Raw genomic sequence first — 25,441 nt, 5'->3', positions numbered from 1 at the left:
GCGCGGTGCTTATGCCCGAACCGATCATCTTTGCCATCCCCAAGGGGCGCATCCTCGACGAGGCGCTGCCCTTGCTCGCGCGCGTCGGCATCGAACCGGCGGCGGACTTTTTCGACAAGAGCAGCCGCGCGCTCGTCTTTGCGACGAACCAGCCGCATATCTCGCTGATCCGCGTTCGCGCCTTCGACGTTGCGACCTTCGTGGCGCATGGCGCGGCGCAGCTCGGTATCGTCGGATCGGACGTCGTCGACGAGTTCGACTATTCGGAGCTTTACGCGCCCGTCGACCTCGGCGTCGGCCATTGCCGCCTGTCGCTTGCCGGACCCGAAGGGACGGAGCCGCCGGGGATCGGTGAAAGCCATATCCGCGTCGCGACAAAATATCCCGCGACGACGCGCCGCTGGTTCGAGGGGCAGGGCATCCAGGCGGAGTGCATCAAGCTCAACGGTGCGATGGAGATCGCGCCGAAGCTGGGGCTCGCCTCGCACATCGTCGACCTGGTTTCGACCGGGCGCACGCTGGTCGAAAATGCGCTCGCCGAGCAGCAGGTGATCAGCGAGGTTTCGGCGCGGCTGATCGTCAATCGCGCCGCGTTCAAGCTGCGGTCGGCCGACGTGCCGGCGCTGGTCGAGAAATTCCGGCAGGCGGTGGGCGATGCGGCGGCTTGACGCGTCCGCGCCCGGCTTCGCGGCCGAGTTCGACGCGCTGGTCAACGACCGGCGCGAAAGCACACCCGACGTCTCGGCCGACGTCGGCGCGATCATCGCGCGGGTAAGGGCGGAAGGCGACGCCGCGCTGGCCGATTATACCGCCAAGTTCGACCGCTTCGATCTCGAGACGAGCGGCTGGAGCATCTCGAAAGAGGAATGCGCCGCGGCCTATGAGGCGCTGGCGCCCGATCTTCGCGACGCGCTCGATCTCGCGGCGGAACGCATTCGCGCCTATCACGCCGCGCAGCTTCCCCAGGATCGCGACTATCGCGACGCCACCGGCGCCCGGCTCGGCGCGCGCTGGAGTGCGGTCGATGCCGCCGGTGTCTATGTGCCGGGCGGGCGCGCCGCCTACCCCTCATCGGTGCTGATGAACATTCTCCCGGCGAAGGTCGCGGGGGTCGAACGCATCGTGATGATGACCCCGACGCCGGGCGGCGAGACCAATCCCGTCGTGATGGCGGCGGCGCATATCGGCGGAGTCGATGAAATCTGGCGCGTCGGCGGCGCGCAGGCGGTTGCCGCGCTCGCCTATGGAACCGAGAAAATAGCTCCAGTCGATGTCGTTACCGGCCCCGGCAACGCCTGGGTCGCCGAGGCGAAGCGGCAGGTCTATGGCGTCGTCGGCATCGATATGGTCGCCGGGCCGAGCGAGATCGTCGTCGTGGCCGACGCGAAGAACGAGCCGCATATCATTGCTGCCGACCTGCTCAGTCAGGCCGAGCATGACCCGACGAGCCAGTCGATCCTGTTCACCGACGATGGCGATTTCGCCGATGCCGTTGCCGCGGCGGTCGCGCATGTCATCCCGACGCTGAACACCGCGCCGACGATGCAGGAGAGCTGGGCCGACAATGGCGCGGTGATCGTCGTGCCGACGCTGGCTGACGCGATCCCGCTCTGCGACCGGCTGGCGCCCGAACATCTCGAGCTCGCGGTCGATCCCGCCGAAGCCGATGCGCTCTTCGCCAAGGTCCGCCATGCGGGCTCGGTCTTCCTCGGCCGCCAGACCCCCGAAGCGATCGGCGACTATGTCGCCGGTCCGAACCATGTGCTGCCGACCGGCCGCCGCGCGCGTTTTTCGAGCGGACTGTCGGTCACCGACTTCATGAAGCGCACCAGCTTCCTCGCGCTCGACGAAGCGAGCCTTGCCGCCATCGGCCCGGCCGCGGTCGCGCTCGCCGGCGCCGAGGGGCTTCCGGCGCATGCTCTCAGCGTCCAGAACAGATTGGCAAAATAACCTTTGAACCGCCCGTCATTCCGGCGAAGGCCGGAATCTCACCCTGGCGTCATGACGCGCCGATGAGATCCCGGCCTTCGCCGGGATAACGATTTAAGCTAAAGCAGATCATATGAACAAACGCGCCCAATCCCGCTCCGCCGCCCGCCTTGCCGCCGTGCAGGCCCTCTATCAGCACGAGATGGAGGCGACCCCGGTTGCGCAGCTGATCCACGAATTTCACCAGCACCGCATCGGCGCGACGATCGAGGATGCCGAATATGCCGATGCCGACACGCCCTTCTTCGACGATCTGGTGAAAGGCGCGCTCGCGCGCTCGGAAGAGATCGATGCCGCGATCACGACGCGGCTGGCGAGCGGTTGGACGATGGACCGGCTCGACCGCACGATGAAGGCGATCCTGCGCGCCGGCACCTATGAACTGCTCGCGCGCGGCGATGTGCCGGTGGGGGCGGTCGTCAGCGAATATGTCGATGTCGCGAAGGCCTTTTTCGACGCGCGCGAGGCGGGGTTCGCCAACGGCCTGCTCGACGCGATCGGCAGGGATGTGCGGGCGAAAAGCTGAAACGCCCCTTTAGCCGTTCGGGCTGAGCTTGTCGAAGCCCTGTCCTTTTCTGCTATAGCGGGAAGTAAGAACCGCCCCCTTCGGTGAAGCTCAGGACAAGCTTCGACAAGCTCAGGGCAAACGGAATTTGTGAGATGCCCGAAGCCGATTTCATCGCCCGCCTGCGCGCCATCGCCACCGACCCCGCCGCGCGCGGGCTCGCCGATGACGTCGCGGTGCTCGGCGATGTCGTGCTCACGCACGACATGATCGTCGAGGGCATCCATTTCCTGCCCGACGAACGCCCGCAGGACGTCGCATGGAAGCTCGTCGCGGTGAACCTCTCCGACCTGGCCGCCAAGGGCGCGGCGCCGACGGGGGTGCTGCTCGGCTACAGCCTGACCGGCGACGGCGAGTGGGACGCGGCATTTGCGCAGGGGCTGGACGAGGTGCTTCGCCGCTATGATGTGCCGCTGCTCGGCGGCGATACGGTGGGGATACCCGCGGGCGCACCGCGCAGCTTCGGCCTCACCGCGATCGGCCAAGCGCCCGTGACCGGCGCGCCCGCGCGTTCGGGCGTTCGGCCGGGCGACCAGATTTGGGTCAGCGGCACCATCGGCAACGCCGGCGTCGGGCTGGCGATGCGGCTGGGCGAGATCGACCCGAACGAGACCTGCCTGGCCGCCTACAGCCGCCCGCAGCCGCAGCTCGCCTTCGGACAGGCGGCCGTGCCGCATGTCCATGCGATGATGGACGTTTCCGACGGCCTGCTGATCGACGCCGCGCGCATGGCGGCGGCGAGCGGCTGCGACATCACGCTGATGCTTGAGACCGTGCCGCTGTCGGCGGCGCTGCTCGCCGTGCGCCCCGACGTGCTCGACACGCGGCTCGCGGCCGCGACAGCGGGTGACGATTATCAACTGCTTCTCGCGGCCGATCCGGGCAAGGCGGCGACAATTCGCGAGATTGCGACGGGCTTGGGAGTCGCCGTTACGCCGATCGGCCATGCCGGGGTGGGCGACGGCCTCACCTTGATCCACAACGCACAGCGGATCGCGCTGCCCGAGCGTCTCGGTTTCACACATTAGGCCGCAAACGCGCGTAAAATTGCCGAAAGTGCGGGCTTGCCCTCGGCTTTCTTTCTTCCCATAACCCCGGCGTCCAAATTTGGGGCGGTCGCATCAGGGGAGAGAGCGAGCCGGCATCAATAAGTCGGACGTTCGACTGCTATCTGCGTTCGCCCTTCTCAATGGGGAAGGAAAAGACACGCATGAATCCGGTTTTGATCGCGATAGGGTGCGGCCTGCTGGCCGTGCTTTATGGGTTCATTACCTCGCGGCAGGTGCTCGGCGCCTCTGCGGGTAATGAGAAAATGCAGGAAATCGCTGCCGCCATCCAGGAAGGCGCGAAGGCCTATCTCGGCCGCCAATATCGCACCATCGCCATCGTCGGCGTCGTCGTTGCCGTTCTGGTCGGATGGTTTCTCGGCCCGATTTCGGCGACGGGTTTCGTCATCGGCGCAGTTCTGTCGGGCGTCGCCGGCTTCGTCGGCATGAACATTTCGGTCAAGGCCAACGTCCGCACCGCGGCTGCGGCGCAGACCGGGCTGCAGGCGGGCCTCACTATGGCGTTTCGCGCCGGCGCGATCACCGGCCTGCTGGTGGCGGGTCTCGCCTTGCTCGCGATCTCGGTCTTTTTCTGGTATCTGATCGGCCCCGGTGGTTACACCGTCGGCGGTGACGACCGCACTGTCGTCGACGCGCTCGTCGCGCTCGCCTTCGGCGCGTCGCTCATCTCGATCTTCGCGCGCCTCGGCGGCGGTATCTTCACCAAGGCCGCCGACGTCGGCGCCGATCTCGTCGGCAAGGTCGAGGCCGGCATTCCCGAGGACGATCCGCGCAACCCCGCGGTGATCGCCGATAACGTCGGCGACAATGTCGGCGACTGCGCCGGCATGGCCGCCGACCTGTTCGAAACCTATGTGGTCACCGTCGGCGCCACGATGGTGCTGATCGCGCTGCTGCTGAAGGGCGCGGGCGACCAGCTGCTGCCGCTGATGAGCCTGCCGCTGCTGATGGGCGGCGTGTGCATCATCACCTCGATCATCGGCACCTATTTCGTCCGTCTTGGCGGCGGGACGAACGTGATGGGCGCGATGTACAAGGGCTTCCTGGTCACCGCGGTCCTGTCGATCCCGGCGATCTGGTTCTCGACCCAATATGCACTCGGCGACATGGAAACGCTGATCACCGGAACCGACTATAATGGGCGCAGCCTCTTCTATTGCTCGCTGCTCGGTCTGGTCATCACCGGCCTGATCATCTGGATCACCGAATATTATACCGGCACCAATTACCGCCCGGTGCGGTCGATCGCCAAGGCGTCGGAAACGGGCCACGGCACCAACGTCATCCAGGGCCTTGCCATCAGCCTGGAAGCGACGGCACTGCCGACGCTCGTGATCTGCGCGGGCATCATCATTGCCTATCAGATTGCCGGTATCGTCGGCATCGCGTTCGCCGCGACCGCAATGCTCGCGCTCGCCGGCATGGTCGTTGCGCTCGACGCTTATGGTCCTGTCACCGACAACGCCGGCGGCATCGCCGAGATGGCGGGCCTCGACGATTCCGTTCGTGAAAAGACCGACCTGCTCGACGCTGTGGGCAACACGACCAAGGCGGTGACCAAGGGCTATGCGATCGGTTCGGCGGGCCTCGCGGCGCTGGTGCTGTTTGGCACCTACACCGCCGACATCACCGAATATTCGGCGAAGCTCGGCCTCAGCGAACCGCTGACCTTCTCGCTGTCGTCGCCGTATGTCATCGTCGGTCTGCTGCTCGGCGCGCTGCTGCCGTACCTGTTCGGTGCGTTCGGCATGACCGCCGTGGGCCGCGCGGCGGGCGAGGTCGTCAAGGATGTTCGCGAGCAGTTCAAGAACAACCCGGGCATCATGACCTATGAATCGAAGCCCGACTACGCGCGGACGGTCGACCTCGTCACCAAGGCGGCGATCAAGGAAATGATCATCCCGTCGCTGCTGCCGGTGCTAGCGCCGATTGTGGTGTTCCTCGTGATCCGCGCCGTGGCCGGTCCGGCCGCGGCGCTCGAGGCGCTCGGCGCGCTCCTGCTCGGCGTGATCGTCGGCGGGCTGTTCGTCGCTATCTCGATGACCTCGGGCGGCGGCGCATGGGATAATGCCAAGAAATATATCGAAGACGGCAACCACGGCGGCAAGGGCAGCGAGGCCCACAAGGCCGCGGTGACCGGCGACACCGTGGGCGATCCGTACAAGGATACGGCGGGTCCGGCAGTCAACCCGATGATCAAGATCACCAACATCGTGGCGATCCTGCTCCTCGCGGCGCTGGCGCACGGCGCGGCGTAAGCTGCGCGGCCCTGGCGGGCAAACGAAAGGCCCCGTCGGAGCGATCCGGCGGGGCCTTATTTTGTCTGATTCGGGGTGGGAGCGGACGTTAAAACGGTCTGTCGCCCCCGCGAAGGCGGGGGCCGTCGTCGGCCTTGCGCAACGGCTCCAGCGGCCCCCGCCTTTGCGGGGGCGACGGCAACTTCCGGTGGAAACCGGCCGCTCAGGACGCGCCCGTCGCCTTCATCTGCTGCGCATAGCCCGCCTGCACCATTGCGCTCATCCGGTCGAACAGCGCGTCGGGGTCGCCGCGGCGCAGGGCCGGGATCGCGGCCTCTGCGCCCTCGGCGACGATCAGCTCGCGCGTGCCCGACGCCACCGCATCCAAAATCTGCGCGGCGGCGAAGTCGGGCGACAGGCCGTTGTCGATCGCCTTGTCGCTCTCCCCGCGCGTGCTGCCGTCGGCGTTGAGCGCATTGCGGCTGACGTTGGTCTGCACCGATCCCGGCGCGACGACGAGCACCTTCAGCCCCAGATGCTCATTCTCGGCGCGCACGCTGTCGTGATAGCCGATCAGCCCGTGCTTGGCGGCGCAATAGGCGCTGCGCAGCGGGACGCCCGCGATGCCGGCGACGCTGGAAATCGCGACGATCTGCCCGCCCCCCGCCGCGATCATGCGCGGCAAGAGCTGCTGGGTGAGGGCGATCGGCGCGAGCAGGTCGACGTCGATGATCTTCTGATAGACCGAGAAATCGGTATCGACCGCCAGGCTGCGCTGCGAGATGCCGGCGTTGTTGACCAGCCCGTCGATCCGCCCGCACCACTCCCACGCCTCTTCGACCAGCGTCGGCAGCGCGGCATAGTCGGTCGCCTCGAAGGGCAGGATCATCGTGCCGGGGCCGCAGTCCTTGGCTACCTCCTCGAGTGCGGCGAGATTGCGCCCCGACAGGATCAGCCGCGCGCCGCGGCCCGCCAGCTCCCGCGCCAGCGCGGCGCCGATTCCCGACGACGCACCCGTAACCCACCAGACTTGATCCTGCATAACCGTTCCCTATCTGAGATTTCGTTGCAACCTGAAACGGGCTCAGCGAGCCGTCAAGGTGCCGACTCCACGCATTTCCGCGCGGGGGTGGCAATTTTGTTGCGAATCTGTTATATGAAATATCAACACGCCGACAGTTTGCCTCTTCCTGCCATGGCAGAGGTCTCTGCGGCGTTCCTATGGAGCCATATCCCTTGCCACTCTGACTGGCTAGCGCCGCCCAAAATCGCCGATCCACCTTTTCACAAGGGCAGGATGCAACCGGCTTTTTGCGCTTCCCAGTTCACCGGCAAGGCCAGGAAAGGAATTTGCATGTCTGCAACGCTCTTGTTCGAAGTCGGTGATTATGTCGTTTATCCGAAGCATGGCGTGGGGCGCGTCATCGAGCTTCAAAAATCGGAAATCGCCGGAATGCAGCTGGAACTCTATGTTCTGCGCTTCGAAAAGGAAAAGATGACGCTGCGCGTTCCCACCAACAAGGCCGAAGGCGTCGGCATGCGCAAGCTGTCGTCGGACAAGACGCTGAAGGAAGCGCTGCAGGTCCTGACCACCAAGCCGAAGGTCAAGCGCACCATGTGGTCGCGCCGCGCGCAGGAATATGAAGCCAAGATCAATTCGGGCGACCTCGTGTCGATCGCCGAAGTGACCCGCGACCTGTTCCGCGCCGACGACCAGCCCGAGCAGAGCTATTCGGAGCGTCAGATCTTCGAAGCGGCGTCAAGCCGCCTCGCGCGCGAACTCGGCGCGATGGAAGAAAGCGACGAAAAGACCGCGCAGGCGAAGATCCTCCAGATCCTCAACGAGCATGCGCCGAAATATTATCTGGAAAAGGCCGTCTGAGCCTTCGTTCCGGACGAACCAGGAAAGGGCGGTCCCGCGGGGCCGCCCTTTTTCATTCCCGCTTTCGTCATGCCGGACTTGATCCGGCATCCATTACAACGTCGAAGTCGTGGACCCCGGATCAAGCCTGTCCCGAGCGCCTGCAAGGCAGTCGAAGGGTCCGGGGTGACGAATGGAATATTGCTACGCTGGATATGTAGCTGAGACGAAATAGAGCCCGTCGGGCGGCGCATTCAGCCCCAGCGCCTGCCGATCGGCCGCATCGAGCGCGGCTTTCAAGTCGCGCGCCGACCATTTGCCATAGCCGACCAGCACCAGGCAGCCGACCATCGAGCGCACCTGATGGTGCAGGAAGCTGCGCGCCGCCGCCTCGACGATCAGCTCGTCGCCGTGGCGGCTGACCGACAGCTTGTCGAGCGTCTTCATCGGGCTTTGCGACTGGCAATGCGCCGAGCGGAAGGTGGTGAAATCGTGCATCCCGATCAGCTGCTGCGCCGCGGCGTGCATCGCGCCGGCGTCGAGCGGCTGGGGAACCTGCCACGACAGGCCCTTGTCCCACGTCAGCGGCGCGCGGCGGTTGACGATGCGATATTCGTAAGCGCGTCCGATGCAGGCGAAGCGCGCATGCCAGTCGTCGGGCACGATCTCGCACCCGACGATCGCGATGGGGGCAGGGCGTAGCTGCGCATTCAGCGCCTCGGTCAGCTTGAACGGGGTCAGCGGCTTTGCGATGTCGACATGCGCGCGCATCGCGATCGCATGAACCCCGGCGTCGGTCCGCCCGGCGCTGAACACCTGCACCTCCTCGGCGGTGAAACGGTGGATCGCTTCCTCGATCGTCTGCTGGACGCTGGGGCCATGCGCCTGCCGCTGCCAGCCCATATAGGGGCGGCCGTCATATTCGATGGTCAGGGCGAAGCGGGTCATGGCCGCCCTTTAGCCGTTCGTGTCGAGCAAAGTCGAGGGATGGCGCTACCGTTGCTCGCCCAGAGCTTGTCGAAGGGCCGTCCTTCTCTCACCGCCCAGGAAAGGACGGTGCTTCGACAAGCTCCGCACGAACGGAGTTGGTTGGCGGCCAGCTTCTAGGCCAGGCGCGTCCCAGCCGGGATCGCCCGCCCACGCAGCAGCTCGCCCGCGTCCATCGCGGGCTTTCCCGCGCGCTGAACGCGCGTCGCGCGGATCGCGCCGGGGTTGCACGCGATCGTCAGCGCATCGTCGAGCGTCACGCCCGGCGCCGCGCCCGCGACAGTCTCGGACGGATGCACGACCTCGGCCCCAAGGATCTTGTAACGCTCGCCCTCCAGCTCGAAAAACGCGCCCGGCACGGGGTTGAACGCGCGCACCTGCCGCTCGACCTGCACCGCGCTGGTCAGGAAATCGAGCCGCGCCTCGCTCTTGTCGATCTTCGCCGCATAAGTGACGCCCTCGTCGGGCTGCGGCACGGGCGAGAAGGCGTGGAGGTCGCTCAGCACCTTCACCATCATCAGCGCGCCCATTTCGGCGAGTTCGTCGGTGAGCAGTCCCGCTGTCTTGCGCCCGACGAGCGTCGTCTCGACCAGCCGCATCGCGCCGGTGTCGAGGCCCGCGTCCATCTGCATGATCGTCACGCCCGTCTCGGCATCGCCCGCCAGGATCGCACGCTGCACCGGCGCCGCGCCGCGCCAGCGCGGCAGGACCGAGCCATGGACGTTGAGGCAGCCCTCGCGCGGCGCATCGAGCACCGCCTGCGGCAGGATCAGGCCATAGGCCGCGACCACCGCGATATCGAGATTGAGCGCCGCGAACTCGGCCTGCGCCTCTTCGCCGCGCAGGCTCTTCGGGGTACGGACGGGCAGGCCATGTTCTTCGGCCCAGCCATGCACCGCGCTTTGCTGCACCTTCTTTCCGCGCTGCGCGGGGCGCGGCGGCTGGCTATAGACGCACGCGACCTCATGCCCAGCGGCATGAAGCGCGGCGAGCGTCGGCACCGCAAAGGGCGGCGTTCCCATGAAGGCGATGCGCATTGTCATTTCTTGCGCGCCGCTTAAGACCATCCGTCATGGCATCGCAAGAGATTGAAGCGCTCGTTCAGCAACTCGCCCGCCTGCCGGGCCTCGGCCCGCGCTCGGCGCGGCGCGCGGTGCTGCACCTGATGAAGAAGCGCGAGAGCAGCTTCGCCCCGCTGCTCGCGGCGCTCCAGACGGTGTCCGAACGGCTGGTGACGTGCGGCATCTGCGGCAATGTCGACACCAGTGACCCCTGCGCGATCTGCGCCGACCCGCGCCGCGATGCGCGCAGCCTGTGCGTCGTCGAGGAAGTTTCCGACCTCTGGGCGCTCGACAAGTCGCGCCTCTTCCCCGGTAAATATCACGTCCTCGGCGGCCGGCTGTCGGCCTTGGAAGGCGTGCGGCCGCAGGACCTCAGCATTGATGCATTGGTCGCGCGCGTCGCCGCGGGCGGGATTGATGAGGTGGTTCTGGCGATGAACGCGACGCTGGAAGGGCAGACGACGGCGCATTATCTCGCCGAGCGGCTGGAGGGCTATCCGGTGCGGCTGACGCAGCTGGCGCATGGCCTGCCGGTGGGGGGGGAGCTCGACTATCTCGATGAAGGGACGCTGGCGCAGGCGCTCAGGGCAAGACGGCCGGTGGGTTGACGGCGGCGCCGGGAATTCATACCTGCACCCCATGGCCATCCTACCCATCATAGAGACCCCCGATCCGCGGCTGCGCGTCATTTCTAAGCCCGTCGAGACCTTCGACGCCGAGCTGAAGACGCTGGTCGCCGATATGTTCGAGACGATGTACGACGCGCCCGGCATCGGGCTCGCTGCGATCCAGGTGGGGGTGCCGAAGCGCATCCTCGTGATCGACCTGCAAGAACCCGATCCCGAGGATGAAGAGGGCAAGAAGGTAATCCGGAGCCCACGCGTCTTCATCAACCCCGTCTTCTCCGAAGAGAGCGAGGAGCATAGCGTCTATCAGGAAGGCTGCCTGTCGGTCCCCGAGCAATATGCCGAAGTGACGCGCCCCGCCGAGGTGACCGTCGATTGGCAGGACGAGGACGGCAACAAGCACCGCGAACGCATGACCGGCCTGATGGCGACGTGCATCCAGCACGAGCATGACCATCTGGAGGGCATCCTGTTCATCGACCATCTGTCGCGGCTGAAGCGCGAGATGGTGCTGAAAAAGCTCGCGAAGCTGCGCAAGGCGGCGTGACCGCAGAATAAAGCCGTGTGCCCCCGCGAAGGCGGGGGCCCATCACCGTCCGTTTCGGAGTTGCACCATCGGGAGATGGACCCCCGCCTTCGCGGGGGAACGTAATTATGGGGCGGTGGGCCTACCCCGCCTTCGCCACGCCCACCATCGCGGGGCGCAGCAGCCGGTCCTTCATCATATAGCCCGCCTGCATTTCCTGCACGATCGTGCCGGGCGCCTTGTCGCTCGGGATTTCGAGCATCGCCTGGTGCTGGTTCGGGTCGAGCGGCAGGCCGATCGCGGCAATGCGCGTGATGCCGTTGCGTTCGAACACGCTCAGCAACTCGCGCTCGGTCGCTTCGAGCCCCGTGATCAGCGGCTTGATTGCCGCGTCCTCGCGCTGCTCGGGCGTCAGCGTCGCGAGCGCCCGGCCGAGGTTGTCGGCGACCGACAAAATGTCGCGTGCGAACTTGGTCGACGCATAGGCGTGCGCGTCCGCGATTTCCTTGTCCTTGCGGCGCGTGACATTCTGCGTCTCGGCGCGAGCATAGAGCAGGTCCTGCTGCAGCGCGGCGATCTGCTCGGCGAGCTTCGCGCTTTCGTCCTGCGCTTCGGGTGCTAAGGCCGCAGCCGTTTCTTCGGTAGCGCCGTCTTCGACGGGCGTGTCGTTTTCGATGTTCGTCATAAACCTATCGTATCAGTCTTGAGAGCGATTGTGCGGTGAAATCCACCATGGGAACGATGCGGGCATAGTTCAAGCGCGTCGGGCCGATTACGCCGACGACACCGACCACGCGCCCGTCCGATCCGCGGTAGGGCGCCGCTATCACGGACGAGCCCGAAAGCGAGAATAATTTATTCTCCGACCCGATGAAAATGCGCGTCGCGGCGCCTTCGCGCGCGCTGTCGAGCAGTCCGGCGATTTCCTGCTTGGTCTCGAGCTCGTCGAGCAGCTGGCGTACCCGGTCGAGGTCGCCGACCGCGCTCTCGTCGAGCAGATTCGCCTGGCCGCGGACGATCAACACCGGGCGATCGGCGCCGTCGGAGGACCAGACCGCGAGCCCGCGGCTGACCAGATCCTGCGCCGCGCGGTCGATCGCGATCCGCTCGGCCTCGATCTCGCGCCGGACGCGCGCCATCGCTTCGGTGAGTGTCAGCCCCGATAAGGTCGCGCTGATATAATTGCCCGCCTCGACGAGCGCCGACGGATTGAGCCCCGCCGGAATCTCGATCACGCGATTCTCGACCGTCCCGTCGCCCGCGACCAGCACGACGAGCGACTGGTTGGCCGACAGCGGGACGAAGGCGAGCTGTTTCAGCACCCGCTCGTGCTTGGGGACGAGGACGAGCCCGGCGCATGCCGACAGCCCCGACAGCGCTGCGGTCGCCTGCGCCAGCGCGCTTTCGATCGGGCCGCCTTCGACAAGGCTCGCCTCGATCTGCGCGCGGTCCTCGGCGCTGGGCTCGGCGACCTGCATCATGCCGTCGACGAACAGGCGCAGGCCCTGTTCGGTCGGCAGCCGCCCGGCACTGGTGTGCGGGCTGGCGAGCAGGCCGAACTCTTCCAGATCCTGCATGACATTGCGGATCGACGCCGGCGACAGGTTCAGCGCGGCAAGCTTCGACAGCGTGCGCGATCCGACCGGCTGCCCGGTTTCCAGATAGGCGTCGACGACCAGCCGGAACACGTCGCGCGCGCGTGTCGTCAGTTCGGTGATCGGCGGGGTGGTCATGGGCAGGATTTAGGGACGGAGACACTCAAGCGCAACAAAAGCCGCCCGCCGCGCCTCTCCACGTCACCCCGCGACGGCGGGGATCCAGCTTTTTTGTCATCTTTCCTTTGCGCCTTCGCGCCTTTGCGTGAGACCCGGAAAATCTCACGCAAAGGCGCAAAGGCACGAAGACGGAAAAAGTTGGAGCCCCCACCTGCGCGGGGATGACGAAAGAAGATGCAATTGGGCGGGCTTCTGCTTAGCCTCCCCGCCGGGGGAGGAAGCCATGACCAAACGCTCGCTCGACCAGGACGACACGCTCGACGATTTCGAGCATCGCGACATTGCGCTGCTTGGTCGCAAGCACCGCGTCTATACGATGGGCAGCGGTCCTGCAGTGATCGTCATGACCGAAATGCCCGGCATCAGCCCGCACGTCGCGCGCTTCGCCCGCTGGGTCCGCGATGCGGGCTTCACCGTCTATATGCCGCATATATTTGGGAAGGATGGCGCCGTGCCGCGGATGCCCGGCGCGTTGTTCACAATCCTCGGCGGCTGCATCAGCCGCCAGTTCCGCGCCTTCCAGGCCAACGAAAGCTCGCCCGCAACGCAGTGGCTGCGCGCACTCGCGGCGCTCGCGCATCAGGAATGCGGCGGCAAGGGGGTCGGGGCGATCGGCATGTGCTTCACCGGTAATTTTGCGTTGTCGATGATGCTCGAACCCGCCGTGCTCGCGCCGGTGCTGTCGCAGCCCTCGCTGCCGCTGAACGACGCGGCAGGGATGCATATCCATCCCGACGAGCTTGCTGCCGTAAAAGCGCGGATGGAGGCCGAGGATCTGACGGTGCTTGCCTATCGTTTCGAAGGCGACAAATATTGCAAGGCCGCCCGGTTCGAGGCGTTTGAGAATGTGCTCGGCGATCGCTTCATCGGCCGCGTTCTCCCCGACGCGGCGGCGAACCCCGACAGCCCGATGAAAAATCCGCACAGCGTCGTCACCATCCACCTGATCGACGAGCAAGGCCAGCCGACGGTGCAGGCGCGCGACGAAATCCTCGATTTCTTCAGGATGCGCTTGAGCGGTTGAAGGTGGCGGCCTAAGGGCGGCGCACCCATTACCTGAAAGGACAGACTATGCGCCCCTCCGGCCGCGCCCCCGACCAGATGCGTGCAATCGGCATCGAAACCAACTTCACCATCCATGCCGAGGGCAGCGTCCTCGTCAGCTTCGGGAACACCAAGGTGCTCGTAACCGCCAGCGTTGAGGAAAAGGTTCCGCCGTTCCTCCGTGGCAAGGGGCAGGGCTGGGTCACGGCCGAATATGGCATGCTGCCCCGCGCGACGCATACGCGCGGCAGCCGCGAGGCGGCGAAGGGCAAGCAATCGGGGCGGACTCAGGAAATCCAGCGCCTTATCGGCCGTAGCTTGCGCGCCGTTGTCGATATGGCGAAGCTCGGCGAGCGCCAGATCGTCATCGATTGCGACGTGATCCAGGCCGATGGCGGCACCCGCACCGCATCGATTTCGGGCGCGTGGGTTGCGCTGCGGATCGCGGTGGACAAGCTGATCGCGTCAGGCGCGCTCACCGCCGACCCGATCGAGGACAGCGTCGCCGCCATCTCGTGTGGCATCTACAAGGGCACGCCGGTGCTCGACCTCGACTATGACGAGGATTCGGTCGCCGAAGCCGATGGCAATTTCGTGCTGACCGGCAAGGGCCGGATCGTCGAGGTGCAGGCAAGCGCCGAGGGCGCGACCTATGACGAGGAAGGCCTGCTGCGCCTGCTCCGCCTCGCGCGCATCGGCTGCGCGGATATTTTTGCGGCGCAGGCGAAGGCGGTGGGGCGATAAGTCGGATTGATTTGGTTCACGCGAAGACGCGAAGAGGCGAAGAAGGTTTTGGGCCGGCAGGCCCTATTCTCCTTTCGACGAAGCGTCATGATGCGGCGAGGATGGAGAAAGCCGCTTAGCGGCAAACGCAACATCTTCGCGCCTTCGCGTCTTCGCGTAAAACTATTACAGACCCTCCTTCGCGGCCAGAAATGACGGAAGATCGACGTGCATGACCCACCGCAAACTGACCCCCGGCAAGCTCGTGATCGCGAGCCACAATGCGGGCAAGGTGCGCGAAATCCGCGCGTTGCTCTTGCCCTTTGGGATCGAGCCCGTGTCGGCGGGCGACCTTGGCCTGCCCGAGCCGGAGGAGACGGGCACGACCTTCGTCGAAAATGCGCTGCTGAAGGCGCATGCGAGCGCGTCGGCCGCGGGACTGCCCGCGCTCGCCGACGATAGCGGACTCGAGGTGGCGGCGCTTGGCGGCCGTCCCGGCGTCTACACCGCCGACTGGGCCGAACGGCAATGGTTCGAAGGTGCGGAGGGCCGCGACTGGTACATGGCGATGGGCAAGGTCGAAGGCCTGCTCGCCGAACAGGGCCCCGCGGTCGACCGCAGCGCACGTTTCGTCTGCACGCTCGCGCTGGCGTGGCCCGACGGTCATGCCGAGGTGTTTGAGGGCAAGGCCGAAGGCAGCCTGACCTGGCCGCCGCGCGGAACGCTGGGTTTCGGTTATGATCCGGTATTCGTTCCGGTCGGTAGCGCACTGACTTTCGCGGAGATTGATCCGGCGGAGAAACATGCGATTAGCCACCGCGCAGACGCCTTCGCCAAGCTGGTCGTGGGAGCTTTCTAGGCCGACGTTATGGCCGAACCGCTCGCCCTTTATGTCCACTGGCCCTTTTGCGTCAGCAAATGCCCCTATTGCGATTTCAACAGCCATGTCCGCGAGAGCGTCGATCAGGCGGTATGGCGCGAGGCGTTGCTTGCCGATCTGCGGCATGAGGCGGCTTTGTTGCCGGGACGCACGGTCGGGTCGATTTTCTTTGGTGGTGGTACGCCCAGCCTGATGCCGCCCGCCACGGTCGCTGCGGTGATTGCTGCGGCTGAAGCGGCGTGGGGCCTCTGCGACGATGTTGAGATTACACTGGAGGCGAACCCCAATTCGGTCGAGGTCGCTAATTTCGCCGACCTTGCCGCCGCGGGCGTCAACCGCGTTTCGATAGGGGTTCAGAGCTTCGATTCCGAAGTGCTTGAATTTCTTGGAAGGGCCCATAGCGAAGACGAAGCCCGGCGTGCAATTGCGACGGCGCAGGAGCATTTCGCGCGGGTCAGCTTCGACCTGATCTATGCGCGGCCGGGCCAGTCGATGGCGGCGTGGGAAGCCGAACTGGCGGGGGCACTCGCGTTCGGCACCGACCATCTTTCGCTCTACCAGCTCACCATAGAACCCGGCACTCGGTTCGCGACACTGGCGGCGAAGGGCGATCTTACCATCCCCGATGGCGATACCGCCGCCGACCTGTTCGACGCGACGCAGGCGATCACGCGCGCCGCCGGCCTGCCGCGCTACGAGGTGTCGAACCATGCGCGACCGGGCGAGGAGAGCCGGCACAATCTGACCTATTGGCGCTATGGCGACTATGCCGGGGTCGGGCCGGGCGCGCACGGTCGGCGACTCGGTCAGGCGACCGAGCGGCACAAGAAGCCGGAGAATTTTATCACCGCGGTGACGCGCAACGGCCACGGGCTGAAGGTCGAAACCGACCTCCCCGCGCATGAGCGCGCGACCGAGGCGATGCTGATGGGATTGCGGCTCACCGAAGGGGTCGACCTTGCCCGCGTCGAGACGCGGAGCGGACTGCCGCGCGAGGCCTTCGTCGATGCCGACGCGGTGGAGCGGCTGGCGGGGCAGGGGCTGTTGGTGCAGGATGACGATCGGCTCGCGGTGACCGACGACGGCATATTGCTCCTCGACTCGATCCTTTCCGAGGTGGTTCGCACAGGCTAAGCTCTCATAACGTCCGTTCGCCCTGAGCTTGTCGAGGGGCCGTTCTTCTTTTGCGAGGCTGGAAGGAAGGATGGGGCTTCGACAAGCTCAGCCCGAACGGAATTGATGTTGGCTGACGGATTGGTCCGCGACTGGGACGCCCATCTGGCGCATGAAAGGCGCCGGTCGGAGCATACGCGCCGCGCCTATATCGCGACGGCGGAACGCTTCTGCCTGTTCCTGTCACGCCATCGCGGCGGCGCCGTCGATGGGCGGTTGCTCAAGTCGCTCACTCCGAACGATCTTCGCGCCTACCTGGCCGCCCGCCGCGCCGAGGGTCTGGCCAATGCGTCGGCGGCGCGCGAGCTTTCGGCCTTGCGCGGTTTTCTGCGCTTTGTCGGCGGATCGAACGCCAGCGTCCCGCAAATGCGCGGGCCGCGCGTCAAGAAAGGCCTGCCGCGACCCGTCGCGCCCGCCGAGGCGCTGCAGCTGGCGCAGGATGTCGAGGATAATGCCCGCGAGGGCTGGGTCGGCGCGCGCGATTTCGCGTTGCTGCTGCTGCTTTATGGTGCGGGATTGCGTATTGGTGAGGCGCTGTCGCTGACCAGTGCGGTGTTGCCGCTCGGCGACACGCTGCGCGTGACGGGCAAGCGTAACAAGACGCGCATCGTCCCGATTCTTCCCGCCGTGGCAAACGCCGTGACCCGCTATGTCGAAGCCTGCCCCTGGCCGATCGCCAAGGACGCGCCACTGTTCCTCGGCGCGCGCGGTGGATCGCTCCAGCCCGGCGTCGTCCGCGCCAGCGTACGCTCGGCGCGGCGCGCGTTAGGGCTCCCCGAACGCACGACTCCGCACGCCTTGCGCCACAGTTTCGCGACGCATCTGCTGGCGGGCGGCGCCGATCTGCGCAGCCTGCAGGAATTGCTCGGTCACGCGAGCCTTGCCTCGACACAGGTCTACACGGCGGTCGATGCGGCGCATCTGCTCGACATCTATCGCAGCGCCCATCCGCGGGCCTAGGATCGGGCGCCTAGTCCGTCTGCCGCGGCTTCCAGGTGATGACGCGGTAAATATAGATGAGGACGAGCGACCCGATCGCGACCAGCGCGACCGGCCCGACAAAGGCGTCGAGATTGGCGAACTTGCCGCCGAACCAGTTGCCCGCGCCCGCTAGTGCGGAGATCCAGATTGTCGATCCGGCGGCGGTCCAGATCAGGAATTTCGCCTGGTTCATCTTCACCATGCCCGCGGGGAGCGACACCATCGTCCGCGCGACCGGCATGAAGCGCGCGACGAAAACGATCGCGGGACCATATTTCAGGAAGAAATTGTGCAGCCGCTCGACCTCGGCCCAGTCGAGCGTCAGCCAGCGGCCGTGGCGGTCAATGAAGGGCTTCAGCCGCTCATATCCGATCCAGCGGCCGATGCCGTACCAGACCCAGTTGCCTGCGGTGGTGCCCGCGACCGCCACCGCGATGAGCGTCCAGAAGTCGAAATGGCCCTTGGCAACCGCGATGCCGCCAAGGCCCATGATGACTTCCGACGGGATCGGCGGGAACACATTTTCGAGGAACATCAGCACGAAGATGCCGAGATAGCCCCAGCCCTGAATCAGATCGAGAATGAAGTCGGTCATAGGGGTAGAACGCGCGGGCGCGTCAGCCGATCCGCCGCAGAATTGCATCCCAGATCATGCCTGCCGTATCGCTGTTGTTGAAACGGTCGATCGCGACGATCCCGGTGGGCGAGGTGACGTTGATTTCGGTGAGCCATTCGCCGCCGATCACGTCGATCCCGACGAAGACGAGCCCGCGTTCGCGCAGCCGCGGGCCGAGCACATCGCAAATTTCCTGTTCGCGCGGGGTTAGCTCGGTCGCCTCGGCATAGCCGCCGACCGCCAGATTCGAGCGAAATTCGCCTTCGCCGGGCTTGCGGTTGATCGCGCCGGCGACCTCGCCGTCGACCAGGACGATGCGCTTGTCGCCCTGGCTCACGCTGGGCAGGAATTGTTGGACCATGAAGGGTTCGGGCCAGACCTGGCCGAACAATTCAACCAGCGCGCCGAGATTGCTGCCGTCGGCCTCGACGCGGAACACCGCCTTGCCGCCGTTGCCGTGCAGCGGCTTGATCACCACGGCGCCGTACCGTGCCTGGAAATCCTTCACCGCGTCCAGATCGCGGGTGACCATCGTCGGCGGCATGAACTCGGGGAAATCGAGTACGAACACCTTTTCGGGCGCGTTGCGGACCGAGACGGGGTCGTTGACGACCAAGGTCTGTCCGGCCAACCGCTCGAGCAGCCAGGTGCCGGTCAGATAGCCGAGGTCGAAGGGCGGGTCCTGCCGCATCAGCACGACGTCGATATCGCGGCCAAGGTCGAGCGTCACCAGATCGCCGAAGCTGTAATGGGCACCAGCCTCGCGCTTCGCGTCGAGAATTCGGTGCGCCTTGGTCGTCAGCCGCCCGGCCTCCCACGTCAACCCGCGCACGTCGTAATGATAGAGCTCATAGCCGCGCTCGAGCGCCTTCAGGATCAGGTGGAAACTGCTGTCCCCGTTGATGTTGATCCCGTCCATCGGGTCCATTTGCACGGCGGCGCGCAGGGTCATCTTCTTCTCCTTGGGCGCCGTTACGGCTGCCAGACGTGGACCAGATGGCGCGGCAGGCGCCTTGGCGCAAGCAGCATCACGTCGATCCGGATGTCGTCGCGCGGACCGGCGAAGCGTGGGCTCAGCATTTCGGCCGCGGCCGCGACGCGGCGCAGGCGGTACTGGTCGATGGCCAGGTCGAGATCGGCGGCGCGGTCGCGCCATTTGACCTCGATGAAGGCGACCGTGCGGCCGCGCCGCGCGACGAGGTCGACCTCGCCGACGGGCACGCGCAGCCGCTCGCCCAGAATGCGCCAGCCATGGAGGCGCAGCCACCAGGCGGCGCGCCGTTCGGCCCTGCGGCCGCGCGCTTCGGCGGCGGCGCGGTTCAAGCCTGCTCTTTCAGGCCAAGCGCACGGGCATAAAGGTCGTGCCGGTCGAGGCCATATTGCTTGGCAACGGCCTTTGCGGCCTGCGCAACAGGCTTGTCGGCCATCGCCTTGCGCAGCGCTGCGTCGATCGTCGCTTCGTCGGCGTCCTCGGCCACCGGCTCCCCGGGCGGCCCGACGATCACGACGATCTCCCCCTTGGGCGGTGCATCGGCATAGCGCGCGGAAAGCTCGCTGAGCGTGCCGGTCACGCATTCTTCGTACAGCTTGCTGATCTCGCGCGCGACGGCCGCCTCGCGATCGCCCAGACCTTCGGCCAGCGCGCCGAGCGCGGCGGAGAGGCGCGGGCCGCTTTCGTAGAAAACCAATGTCGCCCGCAGCCCTGCAAACTCGGCGATCGTGTCGGCGCGCGCCTTTGCCTTGTTCGGCAGGAAACCCGCGAAGAGGAAACGGTCGCTCGGCAAACCCGACAGGGTGATTCCCGCGATCGCCGCGCAGGGGCCGGGCAGGGTGGCGACATGCCGTCTCGCCGCGCGCGCATCGCGGACCAGCTTGTAGCCGGGATCCGAAATCAACGGCGTGCCGGCGTCCGACACCAAAACGACAACTTCGCTCGCCATGCGCGCAACCAGGGTAGCGCGGGTGCGTTCGTCGCTATGGTCATGATAGGGGGTCATCGGAACGCGCAAACCCAGGTGCGACAGAAGTTTCGCGGTCACGCGCGTGTCCTCCGCCGCGATGACATCGGCGGCGGCCAGCGTCGCGGCGGCCCTGGCGCTGATGTCGCCGAGGTTGCCGATCGGCGTCGCGACGATATAGAGTCCGGGTAAGGGAGATTTTGTGATGGTCGAATCCGGCATGAAGCCGAAAATGGCAGAAACTGCTGCCCAGCGCCAAGCGAATGCGTCGTCGCGGCGCCGAATGCTGCGCGGCATGGCGACGCTGGCGCTCGGCGGTCTGCTCGCGGCGTGCCAGATGGTGCCCAAAGCCAACGGCCCCGCGACCGCGCCGCCGCCCGAAACCCCGACCGACAATGTCGGCCCCGGCCTGCCCACCGACACCGACCGCCACCGCGTCGCGCTGCTGGTGCCGCAGACCGGTCCCAACGCCGACGTCGGCATGGCGATCGCCAATGCGACGACGCTCGCGCTGCTCGACTCGCGCACCGAAAAGGTTCGCATCACCACCTATGACACCGCGCTCGGCGCCGCCGCGGCGGCGCGGCAGGCGGTCGCCGACGGCAACAAGCTGATCCTGGGGCCGCTGCTCAGCGAGGATGTCGCCGCCGTCGCTCCCGTGGCGCGCGATGCGAAGGTGCCTGTCCTCAGCTTCTCGAACGACAGCAGCGTCGCCGGCAACGGCGTCTTCATCATGGGCTTCGTTCCTGGCCAGTCGGTCGAGCGCGTCGTCGCCTTCGCGCGCGCCAAGGGACATCAGCGCTTCGGCGCGCTCGTGCCCAAGACCGTTTATGGTGACCGCTCGGCCGCGGCCTTCCGCGCCGCGGTTGCCGAAGCCGGTGGCACCCTCGTCGCGGTCGAAAGCTACGACCGCAGCGCGACCGCGCTCACCGGCGCGGCGCGCCGCCTCGCCAACGCCGGCGCGATGGATGCGGTGTTGATCGCCGACTCGGGCGGCAACGCCGTGCGCGCGGTCCCGATCGTCAAGGGCACCGGCAACCGGCAGATCCTCGGCACCGAGCTGTGGAACACCGACGCCTCGCTCGGCGGCAACGCCGCGATGCGCGGCTCGTGGTTCGCTTCCGTTTCGGACGGCCTCTATGGCCAGCTCGCGTCCAAATACCGCGCCCGCTTCGGCAAGGCGCCATACCGGCTCGCCAGCCTTGGTTACGACTCGGTGCTGCTGACGGTGCGCATCGCGCGCGAGTGGAAGCCGGGGACGACCTTCCCAGCGTCGCGCCTGCTTGCCGCCGATGGCTTCGGCGGCATCGACGGCATTTTCCGCTTCAACAACCGCGGCATCGCCACGCGCGCGCTCGAGGTCAGCGAGATCGGGGCCGGCGGTTTCCGCGTCGTCGATCCTGCGCCGACCAAATGGTAGTGGCATAACCGCCACAGCGCGGCGAAAAGCGTCATCTTTGTGACCGGGGCAGCCTTTACGCAGCGCCCGCGTTCACTATATGGGCATGGCGCGCCGCGATTGCGTCGATTCCGCGCGCCTATCGTAAACGACCAGGAGATACAGCTATACCACCGCCCATGACCCGCCGCTCGATGGCGCCCGTGCCGCCCAAAAACGGCCCGCGATACAATGAGTTCATTTCCTCTCCGAAGGTCCGCGTGATCGACGAGGAAGGGGAAAATCTGGGCGTAATGCTGACTGCCGAAGCGATCGAACAGGCGGCTGAAGTCGGCCTCGACCTGGTCGAAGTCTCCCCCAACGCCGATCCGCCGGTGTGCAAATTCCTCGACGTGGGCAAGTTCAAATACGAAGCCCAGAAGAAAGCGAACCTCGCTCGCAAGAGCCAGAAGACGCAGGAAATCAAAGAGATCAAGATGCGTCCGAACATCGACGATCATGATTTCGACGTGAAGATGAAGAAGGTCTTCGACTTCCTGGGCGAAGGCGACAAGGTCAAGATGACCATGCGCTTCCGCGGCCGCGAAATGAGCCACACCCAGCTCGGTCTCAACGTGCTCCAGCGCGTCGCCGAGATGACCGCCGAAATCGCCAAGGTCGAGGCCCATCCGCGCACTGAAGGTCGCCAGATGGTCATGGTGATCGCGCCGAAGTAAGAGCTCGTCGCGCCCCGCCTCCGCGGGGGCGACGGATTGGCTTCAGCCGATCCGGAAATTCAGGGCGGTCGTTCCACCGGGACGGCCGCCCGCTTCACGTCTGCCCTCGATCATCGCGACCTCGCCGTCGAGCGCACGGCCACCAAGGTCGCGATCCTGCTGTATTGCGCGACTATATCACTTCGTTGATCGCCCGCGCAAAATCTGATAGCATGATCTGATCTTTCTGGAGGGGGAAAGCCTATGACCGATGCCGTCAAGACGCCGTGGCACCTTTGGGTGGTCGGGGTCGTCTCGCTATTGTGGAACGCCGTGGGCGCGTTCGACTATGTCATGACCAAAATAAAGGATCCCGGATATCTCGCGGCCTTCTCGGCAGAACAGCAGGCGTGGTTCGCCGGTTTTCCGCTCTGGGCGAACATCGGCTGGGCGCTCGGCGTCTGGGGTTCGATGCTGGGGTCCATCCTGCTTCTGATCCGCAGCCGTCATGCGGTTACTGCCTTCCTGATCTCGCTGGTCGGCCTGGCCATCAGCTGCATCTATCAGTTCGGCCTACATTACAGCGATCTGACGCGCCTGTTCGGCAACTTCCCGACGATCTTCACCGCGATCATCTGGGTAATTCTGATCGCCCTTTATCTCTACGCCCGTGCGCAAGCGTCGAGAGGCGTGCTGCGCTAAGCGCCTTTTTGGGTGGGGGAGCGACGTAAAGCTCTTCCATCCCCCTAGATCAGAAAACCGCCGCCCCCGCACGGCAGGGGCGGCGAGTTAAGGGTCAGGCGAGTGCCTCTTCGATCTGACCGAGCCTGTCCTTTCCGAAGAACATCTGATCGCCGACGAAAAAGGTCGGGATGCCGAACACGCCGCGCGCAACCGCGGCTTCGGTGTTGGCGACCAGCCTCGCCTTGATCTCCGGCTCCAGCGTACGCGCCAGCAGCGCGGCGCCGTCGAAGCCGTTGGCGGACAGGAAGCTAGCCGCCGCTTCGGGGTCGTCCATCTTGACCCCATCTTCCCACATCGCGCGGTTCACCGCGTCGACATAGTCGTCGAGCACGCCCTCATCCTCGGCGACGATCGCGCCGCGCATGATGGTGAGCGTGTTGACCGGGAAGTGCGGATTGATGCGGAATTTGGTCAGGCCGTGGCGTGCGATGAAACGGCGCATCTCGAGATTTTCGTATGCGAGCTTCGCCGGAGCATCGGCATATTGCACCATCGGCGCCTTGTTGCCCGTCGCCTTGAAGATGCCGCCGAGCAGGCATGGGGTGATGATCAGGTCGGCGCCGGTGCGGTCGAGCAGCTCGGGGAGCACCTTCAGCGTGAGATAGGCATTGGGGCTGCCGAAATCGAAGATCAGTTCGAGGGTTTTGCTCACCATTTCTCTCCCCAGGGACGGAGGTCGAGTTCGTGCGTCCACGCGCTTCTGGGCTGCTTGTGGAGCATCACATAATTGGCCGCGATGGCCCCCGGATTGAGGATCAGATCCTGCGCCTTCGCATTGTCGAAATCGGGATGACGGCCCTTGATGAATTCGGTGTCGATCGCGCCGTCGATGATCGTGTGTGCGACGTGGACGCCCTTGGGCCCCAATTCGCGCGCCATCGATTGCGCGAGCATGCGGAGCGCGCCCTTGGCGCCCGAGAAGGCCGAGAAGCCCGACCCGCCGCGCAAGCTGGCGGTCGCACCAGTGAAGAGGATCGTGCCGCGGCCGCGCGGGATCATCCGTTTGGCGGCTTCGCGGCCCGTCAGGAAGCCGCCGAGGCAGGCCATTTCCCAGACCTTGGTGTAAACGCGCACCGTCGTCTCGGCGATCGGGAAGTTCACATTGGCGCCGATGTTGAAAACCGCGACCTCGACCGGACCGACCTCGGCCTCGACCTGGTCGAACAGCGCGATCATCGCCGCTTCGTCGCGCGCGTCGCCAGGGAAGGCGCGCGCCTGATGACCGTCTTCGCGGATCGACTGGGCGAGCGCTTCCAACGCGTCGGCATTGCGTTCGCGGCGGTTGACGCAGGCGGTCAGGCCCTCGGCGGCAAAGGCGCGGGCAATGGCGCCGCCCGTGGCGTCGCCGGCTCCGATGATGACGGCTGCGGGGTTAGGCATCGGCGACTCTCCTCTTGCGCCCGATAGTAACTATGATAATCATAGTGACAAGCGATTTTTGCGCAATGTGATCCCCGGCGAAGGCCGGGGTCCCGTTGTGCCGCCAGAGGCCCCGACTTTCGCCGGGGAGCACGAGGAGTTGGCCACGCCTATGCCCAGACGCACCGATCTGTCGGATACTTTCTGCCCCGTCGGGCGCTCGGCCGAATTGCTCGGCGACCGCGCCGTGCTGCTGATCCTGCGTGACCTGTTTTTCGGGCGCCGCCGGTTCGAGGCGATCGCAACGAACACCGGCCTTGGCCCGCAACTCGTATCGGCGCGGCTCAAGCTCATGGAAGAGCAGGGGGTGGTCGAGCGCCACGCCTATCAGGAACGCCCGCCGCGCCACGAATATCGGCTGACCGCGAAGGGAAAGGACCTGTTCGACGTCCTCTATGCGATGCGTAACTGGGCCGAGCGCTGGGCTTATGAAGAGGGCGAGATTGTCGGACCGGCAGTGCGCTATACGCATCGCGCCTGCGGCGCCGACGTCGGGACGTCGACGGTCTGTCCGGGGTGCGGCGAACCGCTGCGCTATGGCGATCTGAAGGGGGAGCCGTCTGCGGCGCTCAAGGCCGAGCAGGCAGCGCGCGCAGGAGCATAGGCCAAACCCTATCCAATCGAGATCCCGGCCTCCGCCGGGATGACAGCTTAGATTACGCCTTTTCCAGCGTGCACTGCAACGGATGCTGGTTCTGCCGGGCGGCGTCCATCACCTGATTGACCTTGGTTTCGGCGACTTCATAGCTGAACACGCCGCAGACGCCGACGCCCTGCTGGTGGACGTGCAGCATCACCTGCGTCGCCTGTTCGATGTCCATGTTGAAGAAGCGCTGCAACACCATCACGACGAATTCCATCGGCGTGTAATCGTCGTTGAGGAGCAGCACCTTGTACATCGACGGCTTTTTGGGCTTCGCGCGCGTGCGCGTCGCGATGCCGACGCCCGGGGTGCCGGAAGCGTCGTCTTCCTTGCCCGCCATGGCGCGGACGATGTGAGGGATGGAAGCGGGAAGCATCATTATGGGGAATATCGCAAGCCGGGACAGAATCGCAAGAGGGTCGGGGGCCATTAACCCCCTTTTCATGGCGCGCGAAAAACAAGAACCGCCCGC

Annotated in this window: 30 protein-coding genes; 18 read left to right on the top strand and 12 right to left on the bottom strand. The window is 65.7% G+C overall.

What is annotated here, in order from left to right; genetic code table 11:
- The first annotated feature begins 11 nt into the window (after window positions 1-11).
- From hisG to ATE67_RS11050, 5 genes are all read left to right on the top strand, one after another.
- Entirely contained in the window at window positions 12-668 is a 657-nt protein-coding gene (gene hisG, locus ATE67_RS11070) for an ATP phosphoribosyltransferase (protein WP_058816751.1), read from the top strand.
- Window positions 655-1,950 carry a histidinol dehydrogenase gene (gene hisD, locus ATE67_RS11065; RefSeq protein WP_058816718.1) on the top strand — a complete coding sequence of 432 codons (1,296 nt, stop codon included), beginning with the start codon at window positions 655-657 and terminating at the stop codon, window positions 1,948-1,950. Before hisG ends, hisD begins: the two co-directional genes overlap by 14 nt.
- Before the next feature lie 112 nt (window positions 1,951-2,062).
- Window positions 2,063-2,515 (top strand): transcription antitermination factor NusB, encoded by a 453-nt coding sequence (nusB, locus tag ATE67_RS11060; protein WP_058816717.1) that lies wholly within the window; start codon window positions 2,063-2,065, stop codon window positions 2,513-2,515.
- Between the two features lie 134 nt (window positions 2,516-2,649).
- Window positions 2,650-3,582 (top strand): thiamine-phosphate kinase, encoded by a 933-nt coding sequence (thiL, locus tag ATE67_RS11055; RefSeq protein WP_058816716.1) that lies wholly within the window; start codon window positions 2,650-2,652, stop codon window positions 3,580-3,582.
- Between the two features lie 182 nt (window positions 3,583-3,764).
- The gene (locus tag ATE67_RS11050) at window positions 3,765-5,879 is read left to right on the top strand and encodes a sodium-translocating pyrophosphatase (protein WP_058816715.1); all 2,115 of its coding nucleotides are present in this window, start codon (window positions 3,765-3,767) and stop codon (window positions 5,877-5,879) included.
- Window positions 5,880-6,081: 202 nt separating this feature from the next.
- Here ATE67_RS11050 and ATE67_RS11045 read toward each other — a convergent pair whose 3' ends face one another.
- Window positions 6,082-6,900, bottom strand: coding sequence for an SDR family NAD(P)-dependent oxidoreductase (locus ATE67_RS11045; RefSeq protein WP_058816714.1), 819 nt, complete (start codon window positions 6,898-6,900; stop codon window positions 6,082-6,084).
- 312 nt (window positions 6,901-7,212) lie between these two features.
- Here ATE67_RS11045 and ATE67_RS11040 point away from each other — a divergent pair, with 312 nt between their 5' ends.
- Window positions 7,213-7,740: a CarD family transcriptional regulator gene (locus ATE67_RS11040; RefSeq protein ID WP_058816713.1), complete on the top strand. Its 528-nt coding sequence runs from the start codon at window positions 7,213-7,215 to the stop codon at window positions 7,738-7,740.
- Window positions 7,741-7,923: 183 nt separating this feature from the next.
- On the opposite strand, the gene truA is transcribed toward ATE67_RS11040, so the two are convergent.
- Entirely contained in the window at window positions 7,924-8,667 is a 744-nt protein-coding gene (gene truA / locus ATE67_RS11035) for a tRNA pseudouridine(38-40) synthase TruA (RefSeq protein ID WP_058816712.1), read from the bottom strand.
- A 155-nt stretch (window positions 8,668-8,822) separates the two neighbouring features.
- On the bottom strand, window positions 8,823-9,743 hold the full coding sequence (fmt, locus tag ATE67_RS11030; protein WP_058816750.1) for a methionyl-tRNA formyltransferase: 921 nt from the start codon (window positions 9,741-9,743) through the stop codon (window positions 8,823-8,825).
- Between the two features lie 35 nt (window positions 9,744-9,778).
- Here fmt and recR point away from each other — a divergent pair, with 35 nt between their 5' ends.
- Together recR and def are read left to right on the top strand one after the other, a co-directional pair.
- Entirely contained in the window at window positions 9,779-10,375 is a 597-nt protein-coding gene (gene recR / locus ATE67_RS11025) for a recombination mediator RecR (RefSeq protein WP_058816711.1), read from the top strand.
- A gap of 31 nt (window positions 10,376-10,406) precedes the next feature.
- Complete coding sequence (gene def / locus ATE67_RS11020; protein ID WP_058816710.1) at window positions 10,407-10,940, top strand: peptide deformylase; 534 nt, start codon at window positions 10,407-10,409, stop codon at window positions 10,938-10,940.
- A gap of 121 nt (window positions 10,941-11,061) precedes the next feature.
- Here def and grpE read toward each other — a convergent pair whose 3' ends face one another.
- Both grpE and hrcA read right to left on the bottom strand, forming a co-directional pair.
- A complete protein-coding gene (grpE, locus tag ATE67_RS11015; protein ID WP_058816709.1) occupies window positions 11,062-11,604 on the bottom strand; it encodes a nucleotide exchange factor GrpE in 543 nt (180 codons plus the stop codon).
- Between the two features lie 4 nt (window positions 11,605-11,608).
- A complete protein-coding gene (gene hrcA / locus ATE67_RS11010) occupies window positions 11,609-12,652 on the bottom strand; it encodes a heat-inducible transcriptional repressor HrcA (RefSeq protein WP_058816708.1) in 1,044 nt (347 codons plus the stop codon).
- A 265-nt stretch (window positions 12,653-12,917) separates the two neighbouring features.
- On the opposite strand from hrcA, the gene ATE67_RS11005 reads away from it, so the two are divergent.
- The 5 genes from ATE67_RS11005 (at window position 12,918) to ATE67_RS10985 (ending at window position 17,474) form a co-directional block, all read left to right on the top strand.
- Window positions 12,918-13,718, top strand: coding sequence for a dienelactone hydrolase family protein (locus ATE67_RS11005; RefSeq protein ID WP_058816707.1), 801 nt, complete (start codon window positions 12,918-12,920; stop codon window positions 13,716-13,718).
- A gap of 47 nt (window positions 13,719-13,765) precedes the next feature.
- Complete coding sequence (gene rph / locus ATE67_RS11000) at window positions 13,766-14,482, top strand: ribonuclease PH (protein WP_058816706.1); 717 nt, start codon at window positions 13,766-13,768, stop codon at window positions 14,480-14,482.
- A gap of 211 nt (window positions 14,483-14,693) precedes the next feature.
- Window positions 14,694-15,320, top strand: coding sequence for an RdgB/HAM1 family non-canonical purine NTP pyrophosphatase (gene rdgB, locus ATE67_RS10995; RefSeq protein WP_058816705.1), 627 nt, complete (start codon window positions 14,694-14,696; stop codon window positions 15,318-15,320).
- Window positions 15,321-15,329: 9 nt separating this feature from the next.
- The gene (gene hemW, locus ATE67_RS10990) at window positions 15,330-16,475 is read left to right on the top strand and encodes a radical SAM family heme chaperone HemW (RefSeq protein WP_058816704.1); all 1,146 of its coding nucleotides are present in this window, start codon (window positions 15,330-15,332) and stop codon (window positions 16,473-16,475) included.
- 105 nt (window positions 16,476-16,580) lie between these two features.
- Window positions 16,581-17,474, top strand: coding sequence for a tyrosine recombinase XerC (locus tag ATE67_RS10985; RefSeq protein WP_058816703.1), 894 nt, complete (start codon window positions 16,581-16,583; stop codon window positions 17,472-17,474).
- Window positions 17,475-17,484: 10 nt separating this feature from the next.
- Here ATE67_RS10985 and ATE67_RS10980 read toward each other — a convergent pair whose 3' ends face one another.
- Genes ATE67_RS10980 through rsmI form a run of 4 tightly spaced genes read right to left on the bottom strand, consistent with a single transcriptional unit; the run spans window position 17,485 to window position 20,291 of the window.
- Window positions 17,485-18,090: a DedA family protein gene (locus ATE67_RS10980; RefSeq protein ID WP_058816702.1), complete on the bottom strand. Its 606-nt coding sequence runs from the start codon at window positions 18,088-18,090 to the stop codon at window positions 17,485-17,487.
- Window positions 18,091-18,112: 22 nt separating this feature from the next.
- The gene (gene gshB, locus ATE67_RS10975; protein WP_058816701.1) at window positions 18,113-19,063 is read right to left on the bottom strand and encodes a glutathione synthase; all 951 of its coding nucleotides are present in this window, start codon (window positions 19,061-19,063) and stop codon (window positions 18,113-18,115) included.
- 20 nt (window positions 19,064-19,083) lie between these two features.
- Window positions 19,084-19,434 (bottom strand): YraN family protein, encoded by a 351-nt coding sequence (locus ATE67_RS10970; protein WP_058816700.1) that lies wholly within the window; start codon window positions 19,432-19,434, stop codon window positions 19,084-19,086.
- Complete coding sequence (gene rsmI / locus ATE67_RS10965; protein WP_058816699.1) at window positions 19,431-20,291, bottom strand: 16S rRNA (cytidine(1402)-2'-O)-methyltransferase; 861 nt, start codon at window positions 20,289-20,291, stop codon at window positions 19,431-19,433. Before rsmI ends, ATE67_RS10970 begins: the two co-directional genes overlap by 4 nt.
- Before the next feature lie 61 nt (window positions 20,292-20,352).
- Between rsmI and ATE67_RS10960 the strand changes: the two genes are divergently transcribed.
- From ATE67_RS10960 to ATE67_RS10950, 4 genes are all read left to right on the top strand, one after another.
- Window positions 20,353-21,489: a penicillin-binding protein activator gene (locus ATE67_RS10960; protein ID WP_156416992.1), complete on the top strand. Its 1,137-nt coding sequence runs from the start codon at window positions 20,353-20,355 to the stop codon at window positions 21,487-21,489.
- Between the two features lie 158 nt (window positions 21,490-21,647).
- The gene (gene infC, locus ATE67_RS10955) at window positions 21,648-22,184 is read left to right on the top strand and encodes a translation initiation factor IF-3 (RefSeq protein WP_058816698.1); all 537 of its coding nucleotides are present in this window, start codon (window positions 21,648-21,650) and stop codon (window positions 22,182-22,184) included.
- A 36-nt stretch (window positions 22,185-22,220) separates the two neighbouring features.
- Complete coding sequence (locus tag ATE67_RS21400; protein ID WP_156416987.1) at window positions 22,221-22,373, top strand: hypothetical protein; 153 nt, start codon at window positions 22,221-22,223, stop codon at window positions 22,371-22,373.
- A gap of 54 nt (window positions 22,374-22,427) precedes the next feature.
- Window positions 22,428-22,865, top strand: coding sequence for a hypothetical protein (locus ATE67_RS10950; protein WP_058816697.1), 438 nt, complete (start codon window positions 22,428-22,430; stop codon window positions 22,863-22,865).
- 94 nt (window positions 22,866-22,959) lie between these two features.
- Here ATE67_RS10950 and ATE67_RS10945 read toward each other — a convergent pair whose 3' ends face one another.
- Window positions 22,960-23,562, bottom strand: a complete 603-nt coding sequence (locus ATE67_RS10945; RefSeq protein ID WP_058816696.1) for a 2-hydroxychromene-2-carboxylate isomerase — start codon at window positions 23,560-23,562, stop codon at window positions 22,960-22,962.
- Window positions 23,556-24,287 carry an SDR family oxidoreductase gene (locus ATE67_RS10940; protein ID WP_058816695.1) on the bottom strand — a complete coding sequence of 244 codons (732 nt, stop codon included), beginning with the start codon at window positions 24,285-24,287 and terminating at the stop codon, window positions 23,556-23,558. The genes ATE67_RS10945 and ATE67_RS10940 overlap by 7 nt, the downstream gene beginning before the upstream one ends.
- Before the next feature lie 151 nt (window positions 24,288-24,438).
- Here ATE67_RS10940 and ATE67_RS10935 point away from each other — a divergent pair, with 151 nt between their 5' ends.
- Complete coding sequence (locus ATE67_RS10935) at window positions 24,439-24,930, top strand: winged helix-turn-helix transcriptional regulator (protein ID WP_058816694.1); 492 nt, start codon at window positions 24,439-24,441, stop codon at window positions 24,928-24,930.
- 52 nt (window positions 24,931-24,982) lie between these two features.
- Here the strand turns inward: ATE67_RS10935 and clpS are convergent, their stop codons facing one another.
- The gene (gene clpS, locus ATE67_RS10930; protein ID WP_058816693.1) at window positions 24,983-25,348 is read right to left on the bottom strand and encodes an ATP-dependent Clp protease adapter ClpS; all 366 of its coding nucleotides are present in this window, start codon (window positions 25,346-25,348) and stop codon (window positions 24,983-24,985) included.
- Window positions 25,349-25,441: the final 93 nt, after the last annotated feature.

The sequence above is a fragment of the Sphingopyxis sp. H050 genome (assembly GCF_001468265.1).
Lineage (GTDB): Bacteria > Pseudomonadota > Alphaproteobacteria > Sphingomonadales > Sphingomonadaceae > Sphingopyxis.
Note: the sequence above shows the minus strand (reverse complement) of the source record. Positions and strands in the feature narration are given on the sequence as shown.